Genomic DNA, 25,002 nt, shown 5'->3' on the forward strand with positions numbered 1-25,002 from the left:
TGCTCTGTTTATGCCACCGGCCTGATGAGCTGGGCAATTTGAATAGAGGTATTTAAAAACGTAATTTTAGGGTGCGCATTCCGCTCAATGTGGTAGTGCGCCTCGTTTAATTCATGCGATAGTTGCGCGCCATTGCCCTGGTGGATCAACTTGGCGAACTTCTGCACGAAATCCAGCTCCGGTGGCGGCAGAAACGCGATCAGCTTGCTGTCTACGCCATACAAGAGCACTTTCCGGAGCAGCCCCAGGGCAAACTGCAGGAAGTTCTTCTGGTTCTCGCGGCCCAGCTTCTGGAAATCCTCGCTCTGCTCCAGCACGCCGTCAAACTTGTGGTTGTAGCACAGGCGCATCCAGCTCAGGAAGAACGTGAAATAGTCCGAGGTCATTTCCTGGCTCAGCACCCGGGCGGCCTGCAGATTCCCCTCGGCCAAAGAAACGACTTGATAGGCGCGTTCCCGCTCGGTGCCCTGCTGCTCTACCAGGTATTGGATTACTTCTTCATCAGTAAAGGCGCGCACTTTGACCAGCTGGGTTCTGGACAGGATAGTAGGCATGATCTTATCTGAGGCGTTGCTCACGAGCAAAAACACCGTAGCGGCAGGCGGCTCTTCCAGGAGCTTCAACAGGGCGTTGGCGGCGCTGGCGTTCATGAGCTCAGGGAGCCAGATGACAATAACCTTGTATTTCGCCTCGAAGGCTTTGAGTGAGGTCATGCGCACCAGCTCGCGGCTTTCGCCCACCGGAATGGTGCCCTGTTTGTTCTCGGCCCCGATGAACTGCATCCAGTCATTGAGGGTCTGGTAGGGGCTGTCGCTGAGGAAAGCGCGCCACTGGGTCACAAAGTTCTTGCTCAGGGCATCCTGGTCTTTCACTTTGGTCACCGGCATCACAAAATTCAGATCGGGGTGGATGCGTTTGCTGATTTTGTTGCAACTGGGGCACACGCCGCAGGAATCCTGAGGCTGCGGGTCCTCGCAGTTGAGGTATTGGGCATAGGCCAGCGCCAGCGCCAGGTTGGCGCTTCCCTCCGATCCTAAGAAAAGCTGGGCGTGGGCCACGTGCTGTGACTTCACCGAGTTCAGCAGCAGTTGCTTGGTTTCCTGGTGGCCGTAAATCTGGGAAAACTGCACGTATGAAGGTTAATTTTAAATCTAAGGCCCGGATTCTCTGCTCCCGCGCCATTTGGTCTGTAAAGATAACGGCGCCGGACCGTTTTTGCCCTACTTTTCAGAAAATAGAGTGAAAACCATCCGGCGCCGGAGTTCTATGTTTTAGGCGTCTTAAGCAGTGGAACCCGCCGGCACCGTTTCCCAGGTGCGGAAGGTTTTGGTCTCCTCAAACACATGGTTAAAAATCTTGCGGTCCTCCTCAGAGACCGAAAGGCCGCGGCGGCCTACTACGGCCTGGGCCACCTCGTAGAACTTAAGGAGTTTAAAAGTTTGGGACTCTGCACCACTGCCCCAGCTAAACGAAGGAACGAAGTTAGGCGGATACCCGGCTCCGAACACGTTGGCGCCCACGCCCACCACCGTCCCGGTGTTGAACATAGTGTTAATGCCGCACTTGGCGTGGTCGGCCATGATGGTGCCGCAGAACTGCAGGCCGGTGTCTTCCATTTTCTCCTGGGCGTGGCTGTAGAGCCGCACGTTGGAGTAGTTGTTCTTGAGGTTGGAGGTGTTAGAATCGGCCCCGAAGTTGCACCACTCCCCTACCACCGAATTACCCAGGAATCCGTCATGCCCTTTGTTGGAGTATCCGAAGAACACGCAGTTACTGATCTCGCCTCCCACTTTGCAGTATGGGCCCACCGTCACATCGCCGCGCATCTTGCCGCCCATGTTGATCACAGATTCCTCGCAGATGGCAAACGGTCCCCTGATCACGGTACCCTCCTGCACCTGCACGTTCTTCCCGATGTAGATAGGCCCAGCCTCGGCGTTCAGGATAGCGGCTTTGAAAATCACGCCTTCCTCAATGAAGATATCCTCCGGCTTATAGGCCACCGTGTGCGGATCTGAGATTTTCTGGCTCACGCGGCCTTGGGTAACCAGCTTGAAATCCTCCCGAATTTGGGGTCCGTTGAACTTGAAGATGTCCCACAAGTGGCGTATCACCGTATGCGCCGGAAGCTCCACCTGTACTCTCTCGGAGGTGTTGTGCTGATAAACCTCTTCAATGCTTCTCAGGTCCAGATGATCTGCGTTGAGGGCCACCAAGAGCCCGTCCTGATACAGGGTGCCACCCACCGGCAATTGCTTTATCTGAGCCAGCAGTTCCGGGGTAGGGCAGATGGCACCGTTGATATAAAGGTTATTGCCATCAGCTAGATGCTGCGGGAATTTACCCTGCAGGTAGCCCTGCGTGAGGTGAGAAACCAATTCCCTGGAAAGGGTTTGCCACTTCTCAGCAATGGTCAGGATCCCGATGCGGATCTGGGCCACGGGCCGGGTATAGGTGAGCGGCAGCAGGTTGGCCCGCAGAACCGGGTCGTCAAAGAGAATGATGTTCATAAGGCAAAAATAAAAAAGTCTTCCTGAGGTTCAGGAAGACTTCTGTACGGAGAACCGCAATACGCTTATTTTTTGTAACGCTGCTTGAACTTGTCAATACGGCCGGCAGTATCCACGTAGATGTTTTTACCGGTGTAGAACGGGTGCGAAGCAGAAGAAACCTCCACTTTAACCACTGGGTAAGTCTTGCCGTCTTCCATGGTGATGGTCTCGTTAGAGTTCATGGTAGAACGGGTGATGAATTTGAAGTCTGAGGAAGTGTCCTGGAAAACGACTTCTCTGTATTCAGGATGGATGTCCTTTTTCATTATGCTATATTTTTAACTACGGATTTCTGGAATAGGACTGCAAAAGTAAGGCATTCGCCTTACAATTAAAACCTTTTCCTAGAAATATTTTCAAAGATACAACTCTGCCATGTACCATGCGGCTGTTTTGGCGATTATTTTGGTAATTTGGCCCCTAAACAGCAACACGCCATGGTCTTAACAAAAGAGAACCGCATCCTGGACCACCACCAGATCCTGCAGAAAATCAAGCGCATGGCGTTTGAAATCTACGAACAGAACTTTGAGGAAAAGCAGCTGGTGCTGGCCGGCATCCATGAGAACGGCTACTTTCTGGCGCAAGCCCTGGCCCAGGAACTCAGGGAGATTTCACCTCTGGAGGTACAATTGGTAGGCGTCTCCCTGCACAAAACCGAACCCCTCACCCACGATATCCAGGTGGAGCCTTCCCTTTCCACTTTGACCCACACCCCTGTGGTCTTGGTAGACGATGTACTGAATACCGGCAGAACGCTGGCCTACACCCTGCGGGAGTTTTTGGAGAAAGACTGCAAGAAGTTGGAGATTGCCACACTTATCAACCGTCACCACCCGCTTTACCCTATTTCCGCTACTTACACCGGTTATTCTTTGGCTACGACCCTGCGGGAGCATATCAGGGTAGTGTGGACAGAGGATGAATGGAATGCTTATTTGTTGTAGGGTTTTAAGGCTGGTTTTGAGAAATTGGATTTGAAACGATCTTTTCTTCTTTCAAAGACATACTTGGCGCACTTAGCCTCTTGCCTTAGTGAAGCGTTCCTAAACAATTTATAAAATCGTAGTCCGCTTTTGCTGGCGAAGGGCCGCTGTTAGCGTAGGTTCATAAGCTTTACTGTTGCATCGCTGGGCTCCGAGCGCTCACGGCCGCGAGGCCCCGCCATCCGGCCTCGCGCTGCTGTTTTAGCCTTGGCCAGTAGGCCTGCCGCATCCGCGGCACCAGGTCTAAAACAAAGGCGCTCAACCGAAAGGCTGGGATTGGGAATATGGTAGGAACGCCTCAGACCTCGCAGCGTCCGGAGGTCCTGCGAGCGTCTTCTATATTTGACATGGTTTAAGTCTGTGACTTGGACCAAAAATGACCGGCAGTTTGCAACTGCCGTGAGGCGCTAGCCTCAAAGTCTACATTTCGTCTGCTCACTTGCTGTTCCGAAGCATTCCCCCTTCCATTCACCCAAAATTCTTCCAACGGGATGATTATACCTGCCGATCCACACATTTCCCATTAACCAAATGTAGAGACCAGGCACCGCCTTGTCTCCAACAGTTCCACCGCAATAGACAGTGGCAACGAAAAAGGGCACCCATAAGAGGTGCCCCTACTATTTGCTTATCTGCCCACTCTTGTTGGTGTTATCACCAACAACCCTTAAGGGTTTACTATCATTATTCTCCCCCTTGCTGCTTTAGGCCTATTTTCCTGAAAACAACTTCTAAACGCTAGCCACAACCTTATACAATCAATACGCCAGTCCCGGAGTAGCAGCGGGTGTTTCTGCGGGCTCGTTGCTGGTAGTAGCGGGGACAGGTTGCTTTTTCTTGTCTTGCTTCTCTTCCAGTTTTTGGAGGCGTTCCTGGCGCTGCTGCTCGCGTTCCTTTTGTTTGGCGTCGCGTTTGGCTTTGCGGCGGAAGAAGCCGTTGAGCAGGATGCTGTGCTGCAGGCTTTCCATGTTGGCGTCCAGTTTATCGGTGCCGGCTTCCAGGTTCTGCATGGTCAGTTGCAAGTCCAGGGCAAACTGCTCGTCGTTGAGGAGCACGCCCAGGGCGTTGTTGTTGCTGTTGAGCTTATCTGAGGTGCGGTTAAGTTTGCTCGTAAGCTGATTGGTGGTGGCCATCACCTTCTCCAGTTGAGCCACAGTGGCCTGCAGTTTGTTGAAAGTGACCGTATCGGTGAGTAGATCATCGGCGAGGCCGCCTTCGGTGTTTAGTTTATTGGAGAACTGCGCCAGAGCCTGCGAGGCCCGCACACTGGTGGCCGAAGTTCTCTGCAGGTTGGCCAGGATGGCCTGGAAATTCTGGGCAAGCTGGTCATCGGTGAGCAGCGCGCCCGCCAAGCCTTCGCCGTTGGCCAGGCCGGAACTGAGTTTTTTGAAATCAGTGGTGATGGCTACCAGGTTCTTGTTGTTTTCCTGAAAAGTCGCCATCATTTCCTCGGTGCTGAGCTGGGCCTCGGTTCCTAGACGGTCGCCTTCCTGGATAGAAGGCATCTGCGGACTGCCGCCGTAGAGCACAATGGCCTTGTTCCCGATGAAACTCTCAGAGCCTATGCGGGCTTTCACGTCCTTGCGGATGTATTTCTGCGATTCCTCGGTGATGTCCATGGTGATGGCTACCTGCGAGGGTCCCTCGAAGGCAATACGCTTCACCACGCCTACCCGTACCCCGGAGAAAAGCACCTGGTTTCCTATCTTAAGGCCGGTGACATCGTCAAAGATAGCCGATACCTGGATGGTTTTGGTGAAACGCTTTTGCTGGCCGCCTAGCACAAAGATGCCTACCACCAGTATCACCAGCGCTAAAAACACAAAGATGCCTACTACAACGGCTCGCCTATTTTCTACTGCACTCATTTAGTCTATAAAGTTGTAATCATGGAATAATTTCACCCGCTCATCTGGGGTGTCAAACACCTCATCAAAGGTGCCCTGGCGCTGGAACTGCCCGTCCAGGAGCATCACCACGCGGTCACCCACGTCTTTGGCGCAGGTAAGGTCATGGGTGATGATGATGGAAGAGGTATTGAAACGGCTCTGCACCTCGTTGATAAGGTTGTTGATGTCAATACAGGTAATAGGGTCCAGACCCGCGGTGGGCTCATCGTAGAGCATGATCTCGGGCTGCAGGATAAGCGTACGGGCAATGCCTATGCGTTTGCGCTGACCGCCGGAGAGCTCAGACGGCATCTGGTTGATGGTCTGGGAGAGGCCCACCGCATCCAGCACGACGGCCACCATGCGGTCTACCTCGGCGCGGGTCATGTCGCGGCGGTTACGCACCAGCGGAAACTCCAGGTTCTTCCGAATTGTCATGCTGTCATACAGGGCGCTGTTCTGGAACGAGAACCCAATCTTCAGGCGCAGCTCGTCCAGTTCACGGCCCCTCAGTTTGGGCACTTCCTTGCCCAGCACGTTCACAGTACCGGTATCGGGCTTGAGCAGACCGGCGATGATCTTGATCAGCACAGATTTACCGGTTCCTGATTTACCCAGCACCACCAGGTTCTCGCCTTTATATAAATCCAAATCCACGCCGCGCAACACGTCCAGATCGCCGAAGGATTTCTCCAGGCCTCTGATGTTGATGACGCAGTTGCTTCTGTCTATAACGGGTTGTGTCTCCTTCATCAGATTAACTAAATTAAAGGTACCGGAGCGCCGTGATCACCTGCAAAGACAGCAACTCCTCTATAAATACCAGGAACATAGCCGTTACTACGGAAGAATTGGCCGCCTTGCCCACGCCTTCGGTGCCTTTTGACGAATGGTAGCCTTTATAGCAGCCCACCACGCCAATGGTAAAGCCAAAAAGCGCCGATTTGATCACTGAGGAAAAAATATCCAGGAAGGTGATGGCATCGAACACCTGGGTGAAATAGGTGGTGAAGCTGGTGCCCTCGTTCGCGTTCACATTCAAAAAAGCGCCCAATAAAGCAACCAACATGGTGTACATCATGAGCGCCGGAATCATAAACGTGGTGGCCAGCACGCGGCTCACCACCAGAAACTTGAACGGATTGGTCGCCGATACCTCCATGGCCTCAATCTGCTCGGTCACCTTCATGGAGCCCAGCTCGGCGCCAATCATGGACCCGATACGGCCCGCTCCGATTAAGGCGGTCACCAACGGCGCTAAGGCCCGCACAATGGCCAGCGACACCAGTGAGGGCAGCCAGGATGTGGCCCCAAACTCAGCCAGCGAGGGCCGGGACTGGTTCATGAACACGATGCCTATGATAAAGCCGGTGAGCGAAATGAGCGGCAAGGACTTCACCCCTATCTCAAAACATTGCCGGATAATCTCTTTGAACTCATAAGGCGGCAGAAATACCTCCTTGAAAAAGCGGCCGATAAACGAAGCGATATTGGCCAGCTCCATGAAAATGCGGTCAAATCTGCGGGAGATTACCTGCGCACGGGGCCGTCTTACCGGTCTTTCGTCATCATTATGAAATTTCATCTACTGTCTTTGTTTTTCATCTTCGGCCTCCCTTTACTCTGGGGTGCCTGTCCAGCACTGGCTATTATGCGCCATGCAGCAATTCAAGGTCAGGGGTAACGAGCCTGTTTCTGATATCAGACATTTCTCACATGTACCCGTTTCAGGCCTGATTTCCTGGAAACAAGGCTAAAACTGCGAACCGATCCGCAAAAGCGGGAACGTCCTTGCGGCGTATACGGCTATCGCTTTCCTTAACTCAAAAAGTTCGGGCAAAATTACATCAAAAAGCCTGATGACCTATTAAAAAGGTTGAGAGTTCTGGGCAAGAGCCAGATGCGTGTGAAATCTGGAAGTTATTTCTGGGCCACGGCCTAGAAAACTCTGCGTTCTGGCTATTCTGGGGCGGTTACCACATCCTGCCTCCCCATTCTAACGTTCTTTGAACTACCAGCTGCACCTAGTATCATTGCCGCACTTACTAACTTACGTTATACCAAAACGCAGTATGAAAATCTGTTTTGCCTCAAACAATGCCCATAAACTAAAGGAAATCCAGCAGTTGCTGGGACCTCCCTTTGAACTCGTGAGCCTGGAAGACCTAGGCTGCACCCAGGAACTGGCCGAGGACCAGGACACCCTGGAAGGCAATGCCCTGCAGAAAGCGTCTTACGTTTGGGAGCGGTACCATGTGATCTGTTTCGCGGATGATACCGGGCTAGAGGTAGAGGCGCTCAACAACGAACCGGGGGTGTACTCGGCGCGGTACGCCGGCCCGGAGCGGGATAACCAGTCCAACATGCAAAAAGTGCTGGAGAACCTAAAAGGCCGAAGCAACCGCAAGGCCCGGTTCAGGACGTCCATCGCGCTTTTTTTGGAAGAAGGCGAACAGCACCTGTTCAACGGCATTGTTGAAGGACATATCAATGAAGAGCCCCGCGGCGAGCAGGGCTTTGGCTACGACCCCATCTTCGTGCCCGAGGGGCATGACCGCACCTTCGCCCAGATGAATAGTCAGGAGAAAAACCAGATCAGCCACCGGGGCCGGGCTGTGCAGCAATTGGTGTCCTTTCTGCAGCACCGCTATGTACAAACCGGTACCTAAAGAAATTCTTTTGAACATGCGTTAGGCTGCATGCACACAAATGGTTAATTTTGCACCCCGTAAACCCATACTTATTTATGCATCAAAAGCCGTTCATTGTAGGAATTACGGGAGGAAGCGCGTCAGGAAAAACCACATTCCTGAGCAGACTACTGGCTTCGTATGCACCTGAGGACATTTGCCTGGTGTCTCAGGACAATTACTATCACGACCGCGACAAACAGTTCATAGACGAGAACGGCTTTCATAACTTTGATTTGCCCAGCTCTATTGACAGCGCCGCGTACGCCCATGACATCCTCCAACTAAGTAAAGGAGAGACCGTTTACCGCAAAGAGTACACTTTCAATAATCCAAACGTGGTACCCCGCCAACTGGAGTTCAAGCCGGCTCCCATTGTGGTGGTGGAAGGCATCTTTGTGTTCTACTTTGAGGAGGTAGCCAAACTCCTGGACATGAAGGTGTACATAGACGCCAAGGAGTACATCAAGCTACAGCGCCGCATCATCCGTGACAAGGTGGAACGCGGTTATGACTTGGACGATGTGCTTTACCGTTACACGAACCACGTGGCCCCTACCTATGAGAAATACATCAAGCCGTTTAAGAACGATGCCGATGTGATCATCCCTAACAACCGCCATTTTGATGTAGGGCTGGATGTTCTGGTAACCTACCTGAACTCCAAGATTAAAAAATAACCTTTTTCAAGCCCAAGGGCACTTATCAAAAGCCTCTGCTGTTCCACCACCAGCAGAGGCTTTTGTTTTATTTCAAGAATCCTCTACCTTTGCTTATAGAGATGAAACCTGGGCACTACATACAACGTAATTGGCGGCTGCTTTGCACAAGCATGGCCTTGCTGTTGGTGCTTACTGTGAACTACAGGACTCTCCCGGCATACGCCTATAAAACGGCCTCCCCGGCTGAGCAAACGGCGGTGAACAACCAGGGCCGAGACCAGCAATCATCGGTGGTGAAACAGAAAGTTTCCTTTGAGGCCACCACTTCCTTTATTGCCTTACAGATTGCCGAGCCGGCCACCTTCCTGCGCCTCACCTTCACGGCGCCGGTGCAGACTCTGGTGAAAACCGCTCTGGGAACACCCTACTGGACATTTCTTTTGCAGCAACTGACCACGTTGCCCATCTCACCCAACGCACCCTAACTTCCTGTTTTCCGGAACTTTACGCCTCACAAGGGCATTTACCGGGTAAACTCCGCATTCTCTTTTTGGGTTATGCCTTGTGTTTTCTGATTCCTTTCTGGTTTTCAGGCCCTAAACGGCATTCCCAGCTGCTTATACTATTATCATTCATTTTTATTTATCCATCTATTCACCAATGCGTAACAAAGGTTTTATCCTGGTTTTGACGGTTATCGTATCGGCGTTGTGCCTGTACTATCTGTCGTTCTCTTTGGTCTCCAAAGGCGTTGAAGAAGACGCTACGCGGTTTGCCACCACTAAAACTGGCACCGTAGACCACTACAAAAAACAATCTTACCTTGACTCTGTCTGGAAAGCCCCGGTTTTCAACTTCTTGGGAGCTGAGTACACTTACCAGCAGGTAAAAGAAAGTGAGCTTGGCCTTGGTCTTGACCTGAAAGGCGGTATGCACGTAACGCTGGAGGTTTCTCCGGTGGAAATCATCAGAGCCATGGCCGGAAGTCGCAGAGATGCCGCTTTTGAGCAAGCCATTGCCCGCGCCCAGAAACTGCAGGCCACCAGCCAGAAGAACTTTGTAGACCTCTTCTACCAGTCTTACCGTGAGCTGCAGCCAAACGGCAAACTGGCTTCTATCTTCGCTAACAGCACCACCCGTTCTCTTAGCTACAACTCTACAGACAAGGAAGTACTGAACGTGATCAACAAAGAGGTTGATGATGCGGTAGCCCGTTCTTTCAACATTCTGCGTACCCGTATTGATAAATTCGGGGTAAACCAGCCTAACATCCAGCACCTGAAAGGCACTAACCGTATCCAGATTGAGTTGCCAGGCGTTGACAACCCAGAGCGTGTTCGTAAACTGTTGCAAGGAACCGCTAACCTGGAATTCTGGGAAGTATGGAGCGTGCAGGAGTTTGGTCCTTATTTCACTCAGTTGAACGATTACCTGGTGAAAGAGGAAGCTGCCAACAAACTGAAAGGCGCTGCTGCCCCTTCTTCTACCCTGGCCTCTGCTGCTGACACCTCTAAATCTTTGACTGCCGCCGCCGGTGCTGATACTTCAGCCTTGGCTGCCCAGTTAAGCAAACCCGCTGACAGCGCTGCTGCCAAGAAAGACTCTATCAACCCTAACCAAAGCTCTCTGCTGGCGCGTCTTTTCACTACCCTGCCAGGTGGTTTAGGTACCAACGTGCGGGACACCGCCAAGGTAAACGCGCTGTTCGCGAAGCAGGAAGTGAAAGCTCTGTTCCCGCAGAACATGAAGTTCCTGTGGGGCGTGAAGCCAATCGTTTCTAATGACGGTGCTGAGTTCCTGGAACTTTACGCAGTGAAGAAAGGCCGCGAAGGCAAAGCTCCTTTGACTGGTGAGTACATTTCAGATGCCCGCCAGGACTATGACCAGCAAGGTCGCCCAGAAATCAACATGAGCATGAACGCCGCCGGTTCTAAGAAATGGCAGCGTCTGACTGGTGACAACATCGGTCGTCAGGTAGCTATTGTGTTGGATGACTATGTGTACTCTGCCCCAGTGGTACAGAGCGAGATTGCCGGTGGTAACTCTTCTATCTCTGGTTCTTTCACCATTGAAGAGGCGCAAGACTTAGCCAACATTCTGAAAGCCGGTAAAATGCCAGCTCCTACCCGTATTGTGGAAGAAGCCATTGTAGGTCCTTCTTTGGGTCAGGAAGCCATCAACCAAGGTTTGCTTTCTTCTTTGGCCGGTATGGGTCTGGTGGTTCTGTTCATGTTTGCCTACTACAGCAAAGGTGGCCTGATCGCTAACATCGCCCTGTTCTTCAACATCTTCTTCATTATTGGTATCCTGGCGCAGTTTGGTACTGCCCTTACCCTGCCTGGTATTGCCGGTATGGTATTGACCATGGGTATGTCTGTGGATGCGAACGTACTGATCTTTGAGCGTATCAAAGAGGAATTGCACGGCGGCATGAGCATGGGCGAAGCCATCAGAAGAGGTTACAGCAAAGCGTTCAGCTCTATCTTTGACTCCAACGTGACCACGTTATTGGCGGGTATCATCCTGTACTTCTTCGGTTCCGGTCCGGTGAAAGGATTCGCCATCACGTTGATGATTGGTATTGCTACCTCTTTCTTCACCGCGGTATACATTTCCCGCCTGCTGATTGAGTGGATGACCAAAGGCAAAGACAGCAGCCAAATCTCCCTGGAGACGCCGCTTTCCAGAAACTGGTTCAAAAACATCAAGTTTGATATCCTGGGCAACCGTAAGAAAGCCTATATCTTGTCTGCTATCTTTATCCTGTTCGGTATTGTGGCCGTGTTCATTAAAGGCGACCTGCCATTGGGCGTTGACTTCAAAGGCGGTCGTTCTTACGTGGTAGACTTCAAGAGCGCAGTTCCTGCCTCCGATGTAAGATCTGCCCTGGATGACGAGTTCAAAGGCGCTGGTACTGAGGTAAAAACCTACGGTGCTCCTAACCGCTTGAAAGTCACCACCAGCTACATCGCTGAGAATGAGTCTACCCAAGCCGATGAGACCGTAAGAACTGCCCTGGTACAAGGTCTGAAAGAATACCAGAACCTGAACCCGCAGATTGTCAGCTCTTCTAAAGTGGGCGCCACCATGGCCGATGACATTCAGAAGACAGCCATCATTGCGGTATTACTTGCCTTTGCGGGTATCTTCATTTACCTGGCCTTCCGTTTCAGCCGCTGGCAGTTCAGTTTGGGCGGGGTAATCGCCTTGATCCACGACGTGTTGGTGGTATTCTCCGCCTTCACCATCGCTAACCTGTTCGGGGTTTCCTTCGAGATGGACCAGGTATTTATCGCGTCTATCCTGACCATCATTGGTTACTCCATCAACGATACCGTGGTAGTGTTTGACCGTATCCGGGAGTTCTCCCATGAGAACCCACGCATGAAGTTCCGTGACATTGTGAACCCAGCCTTGAACAGCACCTTCAGCCGTACCATCATCACCAACTTAACTGTATTGCTGGTGGTTATCATCCTGTTCATATTTGGTGGTGAGACCCTGAGAGGCTTCTCCTTCGCAATGTTGATCGGTTCCTTGACCGGTACTTACTCTACCTTGTTCATCGCCGCGCCAATTGTGGTGGATACTACCAACGTAGATAGAGAGAAACTGGTAGCTGTGAAACCAACTGTGGTTGCCGCGAAATAACATTTGCATTCACCTATCCATAGAAAAGCCGGGCGTTTGCCCGGCTTTTTTTATGCCTATAGTTTTACCATTCCAAAGCCGAGACGATATGTTAATCTTAGAAGTTTAAACCTTCCCCTCCGAGGAGGGGAATCCCTGTCTCGGCTACTTTAGTCAAGATCCAGGGATTGGTTGAAAGGTTCTTTAAAGGCTATTTCACCTTCGATAGAAATGGAGTGTACGGCACCTTACTTTTGCCCTTGTTTTTAGCCCGACTCGAGGAAAACAGCCCTAATAGGGATAAAGCGTGCTTGCCTCATCTGCTTCCATTTTCCAGGAAACCATGGGCAAAGGGAGGCTTGTTTTAGGGGATTGGGGCAGGAATTGGGAACTGAGCCCGGACTTGTGGCCGGTTTTTATTAAATTGCTTTTTTGCCATCTTCTGGTTCTTCCAGACTTACCCCTTTTAGGCTTATGCTCCCCTCCTCTAACCGCGACTTTGACATCAGGTCTGAGTTCAAAAACTTTTGTTTGATTCTTTGTGGTATTCTATCGGCAGGCATGGGCCTGAAAGGATTCCTGCTTTCCAGCCATTTCATTGACGGCGGCGTGACCGGTATCTCCATGCTGCTGACGCATATTTTCGGGATTCCGCTTTCTTTGCTCATTGTGCTGTTGAACCTGCCGTTCATCTTTATGGGCTTCCGGTACGTGGGCAAATTGTTTGCCATCAAAAGCGCCCTGGCCATTGTAGGGCTCTCGCTCTGTATTGTGTTTGTGACCTATCCAGACGTGACGGCAGACAAAATGCTGACCGCCATCTTTGGGGGAGTGTTCATTGGGTTGGGCATAGGATTGGCCATGCGCGGTGGGGCGGTTTTGGACGGTACTGAGGTAGCGGCGGTTCTGGTGAGTAAAATCTACCCGCTGGTGAAGGTGAGTGACGTGATTCTGATGCTCAATATCGTCATTTTCTGCACCGCGGCCTTCTTCCTAGGCGTGGATGTGGCGCTCTACTCTATCCTGACCTATTTCTCGGCCTCCAAGATGATTGACTTCCTGCTGCATGGTATTGAGCAGTACACGGGTGTAACCATTGTCTCCAGGCTGAGCGAGCAGATACGGGTAGCCATCACTGAAAAGCTAGGCCGCGGGGTCACCATTTACCAAGGCAAGAGAGGCTTCGGGAAGCGGGGTGACAACCTGGAGATTGACATCATCTTCACGGTAGTGACCAGGCTGGAGATCCCGGCCCTCCGCAAAGAAGTAAAGTCCATTGACCCTGATGCCTTCCTGATCCAGCAAAGCATTGACGATACTGACGGCGGCATGGTCAAAAGAAGAGCTCTGCATTAAATTCTCTTCAAACCACATTGTTATTAAATGAATCGCCCTTCTGGTTTCAGGCCTGTTTTGACAAAAAAGGCCTGAAACCAGAAGGGCGATTTGCTATGATGAACCTAGGCGTGCTTCTCTATTTCGGCAGGCTCCTGGTTGAGGATGTTTTTCTTCATAAACCACCAGTACATGGGAATACCGGTGAGCATCAAGATCATGCCAATGCCTGCTTCCCGGGGACGTACGATGATGGTGTTGAAGAACAGGGCCACGCAGAAGATCACCATGATGGCTGGCACCACAGGGTAGCCCCAGGCTTTGTAAGGGCGGGGCGCATCGGGCATCTTGCGGCGAAGGATGAATACGCCAAGGGTAGTTGCTCCGTAATAGATGAACACCGCGAAGATGATCATGTCGGTGAGTTGGTCAAAGGTACCGGATAGTACCAGCACGCAGGCCCACACGCACTGGAACAAAAGCGAATTAGCGGGTACCTGGGCCTGATTCAGGTTGGCGGCTTTCCGGAAGAACAATCCCTCCCGCGCCATGGCAAAGTAGGTGCGGCAACTGGCCAGGATGGTGGCGTTGGTACAGCCCAAAGTAGTCACCAGAATCAGGATGGAAATGAAAAAGCCACCGCCGCTGCCCCAGAAGCTTTTCACCGCCTCAATGGCCGCAATCTGGTTTCCGGCTTTGAAAATACCCTCAAGTTCCTGAATGGGCAGCAGCGCCAGATAAGTGGCGTTGACCAACAGGTAAATGGTGATGACGGTGAACACGCCAATGGTGATGCCGCGCGGAATGTTCACGTGCGGATCTTTGATTTCGCCGCCCACAAAACCCACTGAGGCCCAACCCTGGTACGCCCAGAATGCCGAGAGCATGGCCGCAAACACGGCACTGAACGAAACCGGCTGATTGTTGGAGGTCTGCAGGTCAAAGCTGCGGCTAAGGTCGGCATTTCCACTGCCCAACCCGAAGAGGATGATGAGACCAATCCCGATGAACACCAAAACGAGGATAGCGGTGCTCAGCCCGGCTCCTGCCTTCACGCCACGACTGTTAATCCAGGTCAGGAAAATGATGAGCAGAATGGCCGTCAGCTTCACGTTAAAATCGGCGAAGGGATAGAAAATGCCCGCGATGCTCACATCGGCTAACTCCGGGAGCAGCGGTGGCACCGCAGCCAGGCTGTGCAAAGACTGCGCAAACACGTATGCCAGCGAAGAAATACCCGCCGTCTGGATCACCGAGAACAGCGACCAGCCGTAGATGAAAGCGAAGAAGCGGTTGTAGATGCGCTTGTAATAGGCGTATTCCCCGCCCGTATCGGCGAGCAGACCGGCAACCTCGGCATTGCTCAGCGCCCCGAACAAGGTGATGATTCCCCCTAAAATCCAGCAGATGAGCACCCACCCCGGCGAATGCAACTCTGCGGCCATGGGCGCCACTTTCTTGTACACCCCAGACCCTATGATGTTGCCAATCACCACCACCACTACCAGCTTAAGGCCCAATGTGCGGTGCAATTGCTTTGTATTATCCATATTTATGACTTATTTCTTACAAGAAACGAATAATCTCAGAAACCATCCTCATTTAGGGCCTCAGAGGTAGTTTCCCTAGGTCCATTCCCGCTCTAAACAAACTAAAAGTCAAAGACTTATTCCTAAAAGCCAGCTCGGGTAAACTTTCCCAATTCCGAAAACTGTTCCCGCTGGCTCTCGCTCGGCTTTTAGAACCATTTATTGAAAAATCGGCCCAAAACAAACTTAAAACCCAGATCTTTCCTGATGCTTCTAGACCCAGGATGTAGGACCCACTTTCATGGAAAAAGAACAATTCACTGGCAATCAGAAAAAGGGCCAACCTTCTGCGCCGAAGGTGAACAGATAAAATTTTAGGGGCTAAGGTTTTACAGGTAAATATCTGTATTTTTGTCACCATGTTTTTTAACATACCCTACATGACGTCTTCCAGGACCGTTTTCGCCGTGGCGACGTTGCTGCATTTGCCTGTTCCTTTTCACTTCCTTTCCTTTTTGGGCAGGCCTGGTAGTCAACTTAAATACCTGAGACGTTCACAATGATCCATACAAATTCCTGGTCATTGGTAGCCCCAAACCCAACTAACATCAAAAAACCTTTCAATTTTATATGAACCGATTTACCGGCCTGATTGGCATTGTTCTAATCTTAGGTATTGCATTCTTACTTTCCAATAATCGGAAAGCCATCAACGTGAGGCTGGTGGTGGTGGGCCTTGCGCTCCAACTTGGACTGGCTTTCTTTATCCTGAAAGTGCCTTTCGGGCAGATGATTTTCCAGAAACTGGGGCACTACATCACCCAAATTCTGAGTTTCTCTGACCGCGGCGCGGAGTTCGTGTTCGGGGCACTGGTGAACAAAGAGAAAATGGACCGGGCTTTCGGGGTGGGTAATGACGTGATCTTCTTCTTCAAGATTGTGCCTACTATTATTTTCGTGGCCGTGTTGGTGAGCATCGCCTATCACATTGGATTGATGCAGCGCATTGTGTCTGTAGTGGCGCGAGGCGTGCACAAACTTATGGGGGTAAGCGGTAGCGAGGCGGTTTCCAACGTGGCCAGTGTGTTTGTGGGCCAGGTAGAAGCCCAGATCATGATCAAGCCTTATCTGCCTACTATGACTAACTCTGAGCTTTTGGCATCCATGGCCGGAAGTATGGCTTGTATTGCGGGTGGTGTGATGGCGGTGTACATCGCGCTTGGCGTTCCCGCTGAGTACCTTATTGCCGCCAGTATTATGGCTGCTCCCGGCGCCCTGGTGATCTCCAAGATTGTTTTCCCTGAGACCGAGGTTTCCGAGACTAAAGGGAAAGTAGGCATTGAGGTGAAAAAACAAGACGCAAACCTGGTAGATGCCATCTCCCACGGTGCTTCAGACGGACTTCGCGTAGGTTTGAACGTGGTAGCCATGCTTGTAGGCTTCATCGCCCTGATTGCGTTATTAGACTATTTCCTGGGCTTTATAGGTAGATCTCTGGCGGGTATGGGAATGTCTCTGGATGCCGTGGGAATTCCGTTGGAAAACCTGAGCATGAAGAGCCTGTTGGGCAGCGTATTCTCCCTTTTCGCTCTGGCCATGGGTGTTCCTTCCCAGGATATGTTTACCGCCGGCTCCCTGATGGGTACCAAGATCGTGATTAACGAGTTTGTGGCTTATCTTGACCTAGCCGCCATCAAAGCCAACCTGCATCCCAAGACTTTGCTTATCACCTCTTTTGCTCTTTGCGGTTTCGCCAATTTCAGCTCTATCGCTATTCAGGTAGGTGGTATCGGGCAGTTGGTACCAGAACGGAGAAAAGACCTGGCCGCCCTCGGCCTAAAAGCCTTGATCTGTGGTACGCTGGCCTCTTACATGTCAGCTGCATTGGCTGGTATCTTGTTGTAAAAGATCTCCTCTTTGGATTAAAATGCCATCGGCGGCTATCCAGCTTTAAGGGTTGGATAGCCGCCGATGGCATTTTAGGGCAGTTTTGGGTAAAAAGGCTTCAAACCAGAAAACAGCCTGATCCCTTTTTTGGATTATCTGGAAAAGAGGAACCCACCCCTCCAAGGAGGGGAATCACATGTTTTGGAAGCGGCTCTTCCTCGATCTGTCACCTGACAGACCGAAAGATCAAGCTCAAAACCTCTCGTCATGAGATTGGTCTGTCAGGGGACAGACCAAGGAAACGAAAGTGGGACTGGTTAGGACTACTCTACTGGTTAGGACTTCTCAAGATAAAACGAAAGGCCGCATGAATTATTAATTCCATGCGGCCTTTCGTTTTCTTTATCGGGCAATTACCCGATTTGCACTCAGATTAGATAGCTGGCTTTTCCATAATTCGGCGGAGCCACTTGAGCATGAGCACGAGGGCTAGAGCCGCGGAGACGGTTACCGCGAAGTTCACCCAGAAAAAATACTGTTTGTCATCGTAGGTGTCCCAGAGGCTGGCCAGAATACCGGATAGTTTGTTCCCGATAGAGGTAGCGATGAACCAGCCGCCCATCATGAGGGCCGTCAGACGCGGCGGACTAACTTTGGAGACCAGAGACAAGCCCATCGGGCTGAGGCAGAGTTCACCCAGGGTGACTACGAAATAAGTCCCCACGAGCCACAGGCTGGATACTTTGAATTGGCCGTTATCGCCGGCCCATACAGCGCCTACCATTACCAGGGTAGAAAGGCCGGTAATGAACAAGCCCAAAGCCATCTTAGCCGGTGTGCTGGGCTCTTTTCCGTTCCGGCGCAGTAACCCGAAGAAGCCTACCACCAATGGCGTTAAGGCAATTACGAAGAACGGGTTGATGGATTGGAACAGCTCGGTAGATATAAGCGAGAGGGAATTTCCTTCCTGTGGCCATTCTTCTTTGGGCAGGTTGTTCAGGTAAGGGGCCACGCCTTCTTTGGTGATTACCTTGCCATCGGCATCGGTGCGGGTACGGAAAGCGGCGTCAAAATCTGGAACGGTGGTGGTTTTGGCATCCACTTGCTGCACCATCCCCAAAGAGGCGGCTGGTTTCTCCAGCACTTCGGGCAGGCTGCGGTCGGTGTAATACTCTGCCCAGGTAGTGAGGGCGGTACCGTTCTGCTTGAATACGCCCCAGAACACCACCACTACCGCAAAGATGGAGAGCAGCGCCGCAATAGGGTTCTTGTCCTCCTTTGAGGCACGCGCCCAGAGACTCACGTAAAACAGGATAATGGGAATAGAACCAAAGATGAAAGCATCAGTAGAGTCTGACCCGAACACATCGCCTGGGATTAAGACCCAGCTCAACACACCAACAATGATCGCCGGCAGAATAACTAACCCGAAAACCTTCCAAAGGGGCATGTCATGGGGTTGGGCGGGTTTCCGGATGTCGTAGTCGCGGTGGGTTTTATTTCCGGCCCAGAAGATGATGAGGCCTATGAACATACCAATACCGGCCGCCAGAAACGCGAAGCCCCAGCCGTATTTGTTGCGCAGGTAAGCCGCCACGAAGTTGCAGATAAAGGCCCCCACATTAATGCCCATGTAAAAGATGTTGTACCCGGTGTCTTTCTTGGGCAGGTATTGCGGCTCTGAGTACAAGTTACCCAGCAGCGTAGAGATATTGGCTTTGAAGAACCCGTTCCCGATCACAATCAGCGCCAAGGACAGGTAGAAAAATGCATCGCCGGGCATGGCCAGGCCGCAGTAGCCCAGTCCCATGAGCACCCCGCCAATGGTGATGGACAGGCGGTAACCCAAGAGTCTATCGGCCAGGAGGCCGCCGATGAAAGGCGTTAAGAACACCAGGGCAATGAAGGTTCCGTAGATATCGGAGCCCTGGTCTTTGGGCAACCCCATTCCGCCGCTCTGGGTATCGGTCATGTACAGGAAGAAAATACCTATCATGAGGTAATAGCCGAAGCGTTCCCACATTTCCGCCAGGAACAGATAATACAAGCCTTTGGGGTGCTTAGAAGCAGTTGTTGACATTAGGGTATATTTTGGAATCTGCTTTGAAAATAGGCAAAAGAAATGGAAATATACCGTAGCCGGAATATAGAACAAGCCTAAAAGCCCAAAATCGGCCTAAAAACTCAACTCTTTCTCTCTGAAACAGAAAAGCCCATGAATGAAAAAGGCCCTGACAGAGCAGGGCCTTTTTCATGTAGTTAGATTATTTCTTAGAGCACAACGCCTTCAGCAACCACTTCGGTTACTTCTGGTACCATGCGCTTCAGCAGGTTCTCAATACCGGCTTTGAGGGTAACGGTGGCAGACGGGCAGCCGCTGCACGAACCTTGCAGGTTCACCGTTACTACGCCTTCTTTGTAAGAACGGAAAGTGATGTTTCCACCATCCTGCTCCACGGCCGGGCGTACGTAGTTTTCCAGCAGGTCAATCACTTTCTGCGAGATTTCAGTGTCCTCAGCAGAAAGGTCAGCAGGAACCTCGGCAGCAGCCGATGCCGCGCTGGTAGTTACCGGGTTGCCCAGGAAAATAGGTCCGCCAGCCTCTACGTATGATTTGATGAACGTTCTCAGCTCAGGGATCAAATGCGGCCACTGCACCGGAGAGTTCTTGGTTACGGTGACAAAGTTGCTCGCGATGAACACGCGGGAAACGTAGTCAAAGTTGAACAGCTCCTGCGCGAAAGGAGAATCTGCGGCACTTTCCACGGTTGGATAGTCCACGCTTCCGCCCTCTCCCAACAAGGTTGAGTTCAGGACAAATTTCATTGACTCCGGGTTAGGGTTCGCCTCGGCGTACACAGAAACCGGTTTGGTTGTATTTTCAGTCATGGCTGTCTTCTTTATATAAAGTAAAAACTTACGCTCAGGTATTTAAGTTTCCAAAATTAGTGAGAATTTCCGATACCTGTTAGTTACTTCTTGGGTACCGCCCATTCTGTGTTTTAAGCCGGTTTTACTTAAACCAGGCCCTAAACGCCCACCCTTTCCCGGATAAACCTTAACTTTATCCGGATTGCTCCTTCCTTCATCACGCGCCTATGCTTTTTGACACCGTTCTGTTGGCGGCCACCGCACCAGATGTACCTGGTTTCCTTATCGCTCCCTTCGCCTTGTTGATTGGCCTCATTGCCACAGGCCCTATTTTCTTCCCGGTTTTCTGGCACCATCAATTCAAGAAAATATCTGTTGGACTGGGTTTGCTGGTGCTGGCCTATTACCTTTTTGTGCTGCATGACACGCACCTGCCGGTAGAGACCTTGGCCGAGTATGCCTCTTTCGCCATTCTGCTGAGTTCTCTGTACATCGCCGCAGGCGGTATCTACATCAACGCCAACGCCAATGCCACGCCGCTCATCAACGTAGGGATTCTGCTCTTCGGCGCCATTATCGCCAACCTGATAGGCACCACAGGGGCCTCGCTCCTACTTATCAGGCCATTCATTAGGCTGAACAACCACCGCATCAAGCCTTACCAGATCGTATTCTTCATCTTTATCGTGAGCAACGCCGGAGGCTTGTTGACTCCGCTGGGCGATCCTCCGCTGTTTATCGGTTTCCTCAAAGGCGTGCCTTTTTTCTGGACACTGCAGCACCTTTTCACGCCCTGGGTTATTGCCGTGGCCGCCTTATGCCTGATTTTCTTTATTCTGGATAGCCGCAACAAAGAAACCTTTACGCCTAAACCAGAGGTGCAGGCCCGCAATGAAGCCAGAACCGAGTTCTTCTTTACCGGTAAGCGCAACCTGCTCTGGCTGGGCTTCATCATTGGTGCTACCTTCCTGAACCCTGCCTCCTATGATTGGTTGCCGTACATTCCGCTGGAAGGCGGCGTCAAAGTCTCTTTTGTGCGGGAACTGGTGCAATTGGCGGTTGCCCTGCTGTGTTTCAAATTTGCCAGCCGAACCGCCCTTAACGGGAACCACTTCACCTTTGACCCCATTCTGGAAGTGGTATTTTTGTTCTTCGGGATTTTCTTCACCATGATGCCTGCCCTGCAACTTTCCGCGGAACTGGCCTCGTCTCCCGAGTTTGCCGCCAAACTGACCCCTTCAGTCTTCTACTGGGTAGCGGGCTCTTTATCCGGCGTGCTGGACAACGCCCCCACCTACGCCAACTTTCTGTCTTTGGGCATGGCCAAATACCACCTCAACTATGCCAGCACCACCCAAGTCTATAACTTCGCCTACGGCCTGGGCCAAACCCCTGAGACCCTGCTGGTGCTGGAAGCCATCTCCATCGGATCAGTACTATTCGGCGCGATGACCTACATTGGCAACGGTCCCAACTTCATGGTGAAATCCATCGCCGAGCAAGCCGGCGTCAACATGCCCCCCTTCTTCCAATACATGTTCAAGTACTCCATCGTCTACCTGTTGCCGGTACTAGCTTTAATTTGGCTGCTGGTGATTTTGTAAGGATTTTGGATGTTATTTGGGGTTTGTTTAGCGGCTGATTTATGGAAATCGGCCTCCAAATTGATCTTGTTTTATAGGGACGGGTATGATTGATAGGTTCTTTGTAGGTACCTCCCGGTTGTTGCGGAGGAGCCGTTGGAGACAAGGCGGTGCCTGGTCTCTACAATCTGCAAATGTCAGAATGCGTGGACTGAGTGGTGTAAACCTACCCCTCCCAATAGAGGAATTCGGGAATGCGAGCCTCTTTCCCGTCTGCAATACCGTCTGCTCATCTGCAATACCGTCTGCTCAAAAGACCTCGTAGGGTCCGAAGGTCCCGCGATTATCTGTGCCAATTGCCGGCCCAGAAGACACAAGGCATTGCATTTCTACAAAGGAAGACCTCACAGGTTTTCAAAACCTGTGAGGTCTGGGGCGTTCCTGCAAACTCATTTCCTTTTCCAGCCTTTCGGTGGAGCGCCTTTGTTTTAGACCTGGTGCCGCAGGCAGGCCAACCTGCCAAGGCTAAAACAGCAGCGCGAGGCCGGAAGGCGGGGCCTCGCGGCTGTGAGCGCACGGAGCCCAGCTATGAAACAATTCAGCTTATGCACCAACGCAAACTGCCGCGCCACGCCAGCAAAAGCGGACTACGTAACCAGTGAAGCGGCTCCAGAAGATAGCTAACACGCTCAAAAACAAACTTTTGAAAACAAAAAGGCCTGTCTTTCACAAAACAGGCCTTAAACATATCAAACTTTATTCGTTCGTTGCCGCAACACAAAATCGGCGAGCACCAGCGCTGCCATGGCATCTACAATGGGCACGGCGCGGGGCAACACGCAGGGGTCATGCCGGCCTTTGCCTTGCAGGGTGATTTCCTGTCCGCTCTGGTCAATGGTAGTCTGTGGTTGTAGAATGGTGGCCACCGGCTTGAAGGCAACTTTGAAATAGATGTCTTGTCCGTTGGAGATACCGCCCTGGATACCGCCAGAATGGTTGGTGCGGGTTTTCACCTGGCCGTCGTCATCGGTGTAGAAGACATCATTGTGCTGGGAGCCGTACATGCTTACGCCTTCGAAGCCGCTGCCGTACTCAAAGCCTTTCACGGCGTTGATGCTCAGCATGGCCTTGCCTAACTCGGCGTGCAGTTTGTCAAACACCGGTTCTCCCAGGCCAGCCGGAACGCCGGTGATCACGCAGGAGACCACACCGCCTACTGTATCCAGTCGGTCGCGAGTTTCCTCGATGAGCTGGATCATGGTTTGGGCCGTCTCAGGGTGGGGACAACGCACGATATTGCTGTCCACTTGGCTCAGATCAAGTTTGGTGTAATCAGCGGGGGCGTGGACAGGACCTACCTGTGAGACATACGCGGTGATCTGGATGCCTTGCTGCGCCAGGAATTTTTGGGCCAGCACCCCGGCGGCTACGCGGGCCAAAGTTTCCCTAGCAGAGCTCCGGCCGCCGCCGCGGTGATCGCGGGAGCCGTACTTGGCGGTATAGGTGTAGTCTGCGTGCGAGGGCCTGAAAGCGTTTTCTATGTGGGAGTAATCGTGGCTCGCCTGGTCCTTGTTGAAAACTGCCAGCGCGATGGGCGTCCCCTGGGTCTGGCCGTTGAAGATACCGGAGAGGATCTGCACCTGGTCTTTCTCGTCGCGGGGCGTGGTGATCTTGGATTGTCCCGGGCGACGGCGGTCCAGGGCGGCCTGGATTTCCTCAATGGTGATGGGCAAGCCGGCGGGGCAGCCATCCACAATCACGCCAACGGCCGTCCCGTGCGATTCCCCAAAGGTGGTGATCCGGAAAATGGATCCGTAGGTATTACTCATTTCCTCTTTAGTATGAAAATAAACGAAGCCACTCCCAGCAGCAGACCCAACACCACATTGGTGTAAAGGCGCACTTCCTTGAACTGGTCTATGCTGATGAGCTCATTGCTTTCTGTGGCGGCAATATTGTAAAAATCGCCCACATCTTGCGCCCTGATAAAACTATTTTGGTCTTCCTGACCCCGTACCTGCACCGTAAGCGCCGGCCTTAGTGTATCATAACGGGCGGTGACGGGGTTGAAAAACACCCACTGGAACAACTCCTTCAAGGGGAACTCGCCCGCCTGGCGGCCCACAATGAAATACCGGAATGTCTTGTTTCCCACCAACCGGCCTTGGACCACTTGTTGGCTTTGCCGTATCTCGGGGGAATAGATTTCCAGCTCGCTGGAGATACCCATGCTCTGCGGGGCCGGCAGGGTCCTGATGTTGCCTTCACCTTTGATGTTGAAATGGTACACCAGGTTCTGGTTAAGGGAAATGGTTTTGCGGGAAACCTGCTCTTCCAGGCGGAAAACGCCTACGGCCACTTGGTCCCGTAGCGGGTGCGGCGGCAATCCGCGTACGGTCACTTCTTTGCTCTGCGCCGAGTAGGTTTTGTTTTCCGGCAGCCGGTTCTGGGTGAGCAGCGAGGGATTTTTCGCGATCTTGTATTTGATCATGCGCAGGCTCACCACCGGAAAGCGGAGCGACTGCGGTGTGATGGGAAACAGGATGGCCTCATACAGTTTGTAGCGGGTGAACGGCTTCTCCCCTATCTTGATTTTCTCCGGGAGGATTTCCTCCTGCTGCACCACTTCCTCCAGGGTGCTCCGCTGTTTCAGTTGCCGCACAATGGTGCCTATCTGCGACTCAAACTCAAAGAAATCCAGCAGGCCCAGGTCGGCATCTGCTACGTAGAACCATAGCGAGACCGGTACCGCTTCCCCCACAAACACCTTTTCTTTGGGCACGTGCAGGGTAAGGAAGGCATTCTCTTTCACGTCTACAAACTCGGGCGCAGCCGCGCTGATAGGTACAGGAGCGGCCGAACTATCTTTCGGAACCGGACCCGCAGGCGCCGATGGTCCCACCTTCACCTTAACACCCGGTACCGGCACGTTTTTACCGTCTACCACCAGCGTGAAGGGCTTCACGGTGACCTCTCCTTCCTTGAGCGGGGCATATTGCTGGGTAAGCGTGTAGACCATAGAGGTCTTGGTGCCTCTGGTTATGGTGGTGGTAAAGGATTTCTGGGTGCTTTTTTGCAAGCCTTCAATCTCTGGGAATCCTTCAACTTTGGCCGGCCGTACGCCAGGCGACTTTAAAGAAATAGTGAAATATTGGTCAATGGGGATAGCGGTAGGGCCAAATTCTACGGTATGGCCCTGCGCGCTGCACCAGGCAGCCCAGGCCATAAACCATAGAAAGAAGATAACCGCCTTTTTCATCTGTTTTCTTTAAAACGGCCCTAAAAAGCCGTCTTTTAATTTTTACAAAAGTACGAATAACCGCTCAGCCTCCCTATCTATCTGGCGCATAGTTCAGAAACCTGCTAAAAGAAATACCTCAATTCTCAA

The 25,002-nt window shown here is 52.0% G+C and carries 19 protein-coding genes; 8 read left to right on the plus strand and 11 right to left on the minus strand.

Going from position 1 to position 25,002, the window contains the following annotated elements:
• Window positions 1-8: 8 nt before the first annotated feature.
• From holB to J3P35_RS18910, 3 genes are all read right to left on the minus strand, one after another.
• Window positions 9-1,130, minus strand: coding sequence for a DNA polymerase III subunit delta' (gene holB / locus J3P35_RS18900; RefSeq protein ID WP_210466315.1), 1,122 nt, complete (start codon window positions 1,128-1,130; stop codon window positions 9-11).
• 150 nt (window positions 1,131-1,280) lie between these two features.
• Window positions 1,281-2,510, minus strand: coding sequence for a GlmU family protein (locus J3P35_RS18905; protein WP_210466316.1), 1,230 nt, complete (start codon window positions 2,508-2,510; stop codon window positions 1,281-1,283).
• A 65-nt stretch (window positions 2,511-2,575) separates the two neighbouring features.
• The gene (locus J3P35_RS18910; protein WP_149097165.1) at window positions 2,576-2,818 is read right to left on the minus strand and encodes a type B 50S ribosomal protein L31; all 243 of its coding nucleotides are present in this window, start codon (window positions 2,816-2,818) and stop codon (window positions 2,576-2,578) included.
• A gap of 171 nt (window positions 2,819-2,989) precedes the next feature.
• Between J3P35_RS18910 and J3P35_RS18915 the strand changes: the two genes are divergently transcribed.
• Window positions 2,990-3,499, plus strand: a complete 510-nt coding sequence (locus J3P35_RS18915; RefSeq protein WP_210466317.1) for a phosphoribosyltransferase family protein — start codon at window positions 2,990-2,992, stop codon at window positions 3,497-3,499.
• Window positions 3,500-4,296: 797 nt separating this feature from the next.
• Here J3P35_RS18915 and J3P35_RS18920 read toward each other — a convergent pair.
• Genes J3P35_RS18920 through J3P35_RS18930 form a run of 3 tightly spaced genes read right to left on the minus strand, consistent with a single transcriptional unit; the run spans window position 4,297 to window position 7,012 of the window.
• Window positions 4,297-5,406 carry an MlaD family protein gene (locus tag J3P35_RS18920; RefSeq protein WP_210466318.1) on the minus strand — a complete coding sequence of 370 codons (1,110 nt, stop codon included), beginning with the start codon at window positions 5,404-5,406 and terminating at the stop codon, window positions 4,297-4,299.
• Complete coding sequence (locus tag J3P35_RS18925; protein ID WP_210466319.1) at window positions 5,407-6,180, minus strand: ABC transporter ATP-binding protein; 774 nt, start codon at window positions 6,178-6,180, stop codon at window positions 5,407-5,409. It abuts the gene before it with no gap.
• A gap of 13 nt (window positions 6,181-6,193) precedes the next feature.
• Window positions 6,194-7,012, minus strand: a complete 819-nt coding sequence (locus J3P35_RS18930; RefSeq protein ID WP_210466320.1) for an MlaE family ABC transporter permease — start codon at window positions 7,010-7,012, stop codon at window positions 6,194-6,196.
• 487 nt (window positions 7,013-7,499) lie between these two features.
• On the opposite strand from J3P35_RS18930, the gene J3P35_RS18935 reads away from it, so the two are divergent.
• From J3P35_RS18935 to J3P35_RS18955, 5 genes are all read left to right on the plus strand, one after another.
• Window positions 7,500-8,096, plus strand: coding sequence for a non-canonical purine NTP diphosphatase (locus J3P35_RS18935; RefSeq protein WP_210466321.1), 597 nt, complete (start codon window positions 7,500-7,502; stop codon window positions 8,094-8,096).
• A 77-nt stretch (window positions 8,097-8,173) separates the two neighbouring features.
• Window positions 8,174-8,797 (plus strand): uridine kinase family protein, encoded by a 624-nt coding sequence (locus tag J3P35_RS18940; RefSeq protein ID WP_210466322.1) that lies wholly within the window; start codon window positions 8,174-8,176, stop codon window positions 8,795-8,797.
• A 152-nt stretch (window positions 8,798-8,949) separates the two neighbouring features.
• On the plus strand, window positions 8,950-9,264 hold the full coding sequence (locus J3P35_RS18945) for a hypothetical protein (protein WP_210466323.1): 315 nt from the start codon (window positions 8,950-8,952) through the stop codon (window positions 9,262-9,264).
• 175 nt (window positions 9,265-9,439) lie between these two features.
• Window positions 9,440-12,430: a protein translocase subunit SecDF gene (secDF, locus tag J3P35_RS18950; protein ID WP_210466324.1), complete on the plus strand. Its 2,991-nt coding sequence runs from the start codon at window positions 9,440-9,442 to the stop codon at window positions 12,428-12,430.
• A gap of 453 nt (window positions 12,431-12,883) precedes the next feature.
• Complete coding sequence (locus J3P35_RS18955; protein WP_210466325.1) at window positions 12,884-13,765, plus strand: YitT family protein; 882 nt, start codon at window positions 12,884-12,886, stop codon at window positions 13,763-13,765.
• Between the two features lie 104 nt (window positions 13,766-13,869).
• On the opposite strand, the gene J3P35_RS18960 is transcribed toward J3P35_RS18955, so the two are convergent.
• Window positions 13,870-15,294, minus strand: a complete 1,425-nt coding sequence (locus tag J3P35_RS18960; RefSeq protein WP_210466326.1) for an APC family permease — start codon at window positions 15,292-15,294, stop codon at window positions 13,870-13,872.
• Window positions 15,295-15,903: 609 nt separating this feature from the next.
• On the opposite strand from J3P35_RS18960, the gene J3P35_RS18965 reads away from it, so the two are divergent.
• Complete coding sequence (locus J3P35_RS18965) at window positions 15,904-17,178, plus strand: NupC/NupG family nucleoside CNT transporter (RefSeq protein ID WP_210466327.1); 1,275 nt, start codon at window positions 15,904-15,906, stop codon at window positions 17,176-17,178.
• Window positions 17,179-17,593: 415 nt separating this feature from the next.
• On the opposite strand, the gene J3P35_RS18970 is transcribed toward J3P35_RS18965, so the two are convergent.
• The gene (locus tag J3P35_RS18970) at window positions 17,594-19,240 is read right to left on the minus strand and encodes a peptide MFS transporter (RefSeq protein WP_210466328.1); all 1,647 of its coding nucleotides are present in this window, start codon (window positions 19,238-19,240) and stop codon (window positions 17,594-17,596) included.
• Between the two features lie 191 nt (window positions 19,241-19,431).
• On the minus strand, window positions 19,432-20,049 hold the full coding sequence (locus J3P35_RS18975; protein ID WP_210466329.1) for a NifU family protein: 618 nt from the start codon (window positions 20,047-20,049) through the stop codon (window positions 19,432-19,434).
• Window positions 20,050-20,258: 209 nt separating this feature from the next.
• On the opposite strand from J3P35_RS18975, the gene J3P35_RS18980 reads away from it, so the two are divergent.
• On the plus strand, window positions 20,259-21,635 hold the full coding sequence (locus tag J3P35_RS18980; protein WP_210466330.1) for a sodium:proton antiporter: 1,377 nt from the start codon (window positions 20,259-20,261) through the stop codon (window positions 21,633-21,635).
• 728 nt (window positions 21,636-22,363) lie between these two features.
• Here the strand turns inward: J3P35_RS18980 and aroC are convergent.
• Complete coding sequence (gene aroC / locus J3P35_RS18985; protein ID WP_210466331.1) at window positions 22,364-23,443, minus strand: chorismate synthase; 1,080 nt, start codon at window positions 23,441-23,443, stop codon at window positions 22,364-22,366.
• A complete protein-coding gene (locus J3P35_RS18990; RefSeq protein WP_210466332.1) occupies window positions 23,440-24,873 on the minus strand; it encodes a BatD family protein in 1,434 nt (477 codons plus the stop codon). Before J3P35_RS18990 ends, aroC begins: the two co-directional genes overlap by 4 nt.
• Window positions 24,874-25,002 lie beyond the last annotated feature (129 nt).

Source organism: Rufibacter roseolus (assembly GCF_017916365.1).
Taxonomy (GTDB): Bacteria; Bacteroidota; Bacteroidia; order Cytophagales; family Hymenobacteraceae; genus Nibribacter; species Nibribacter roseolus.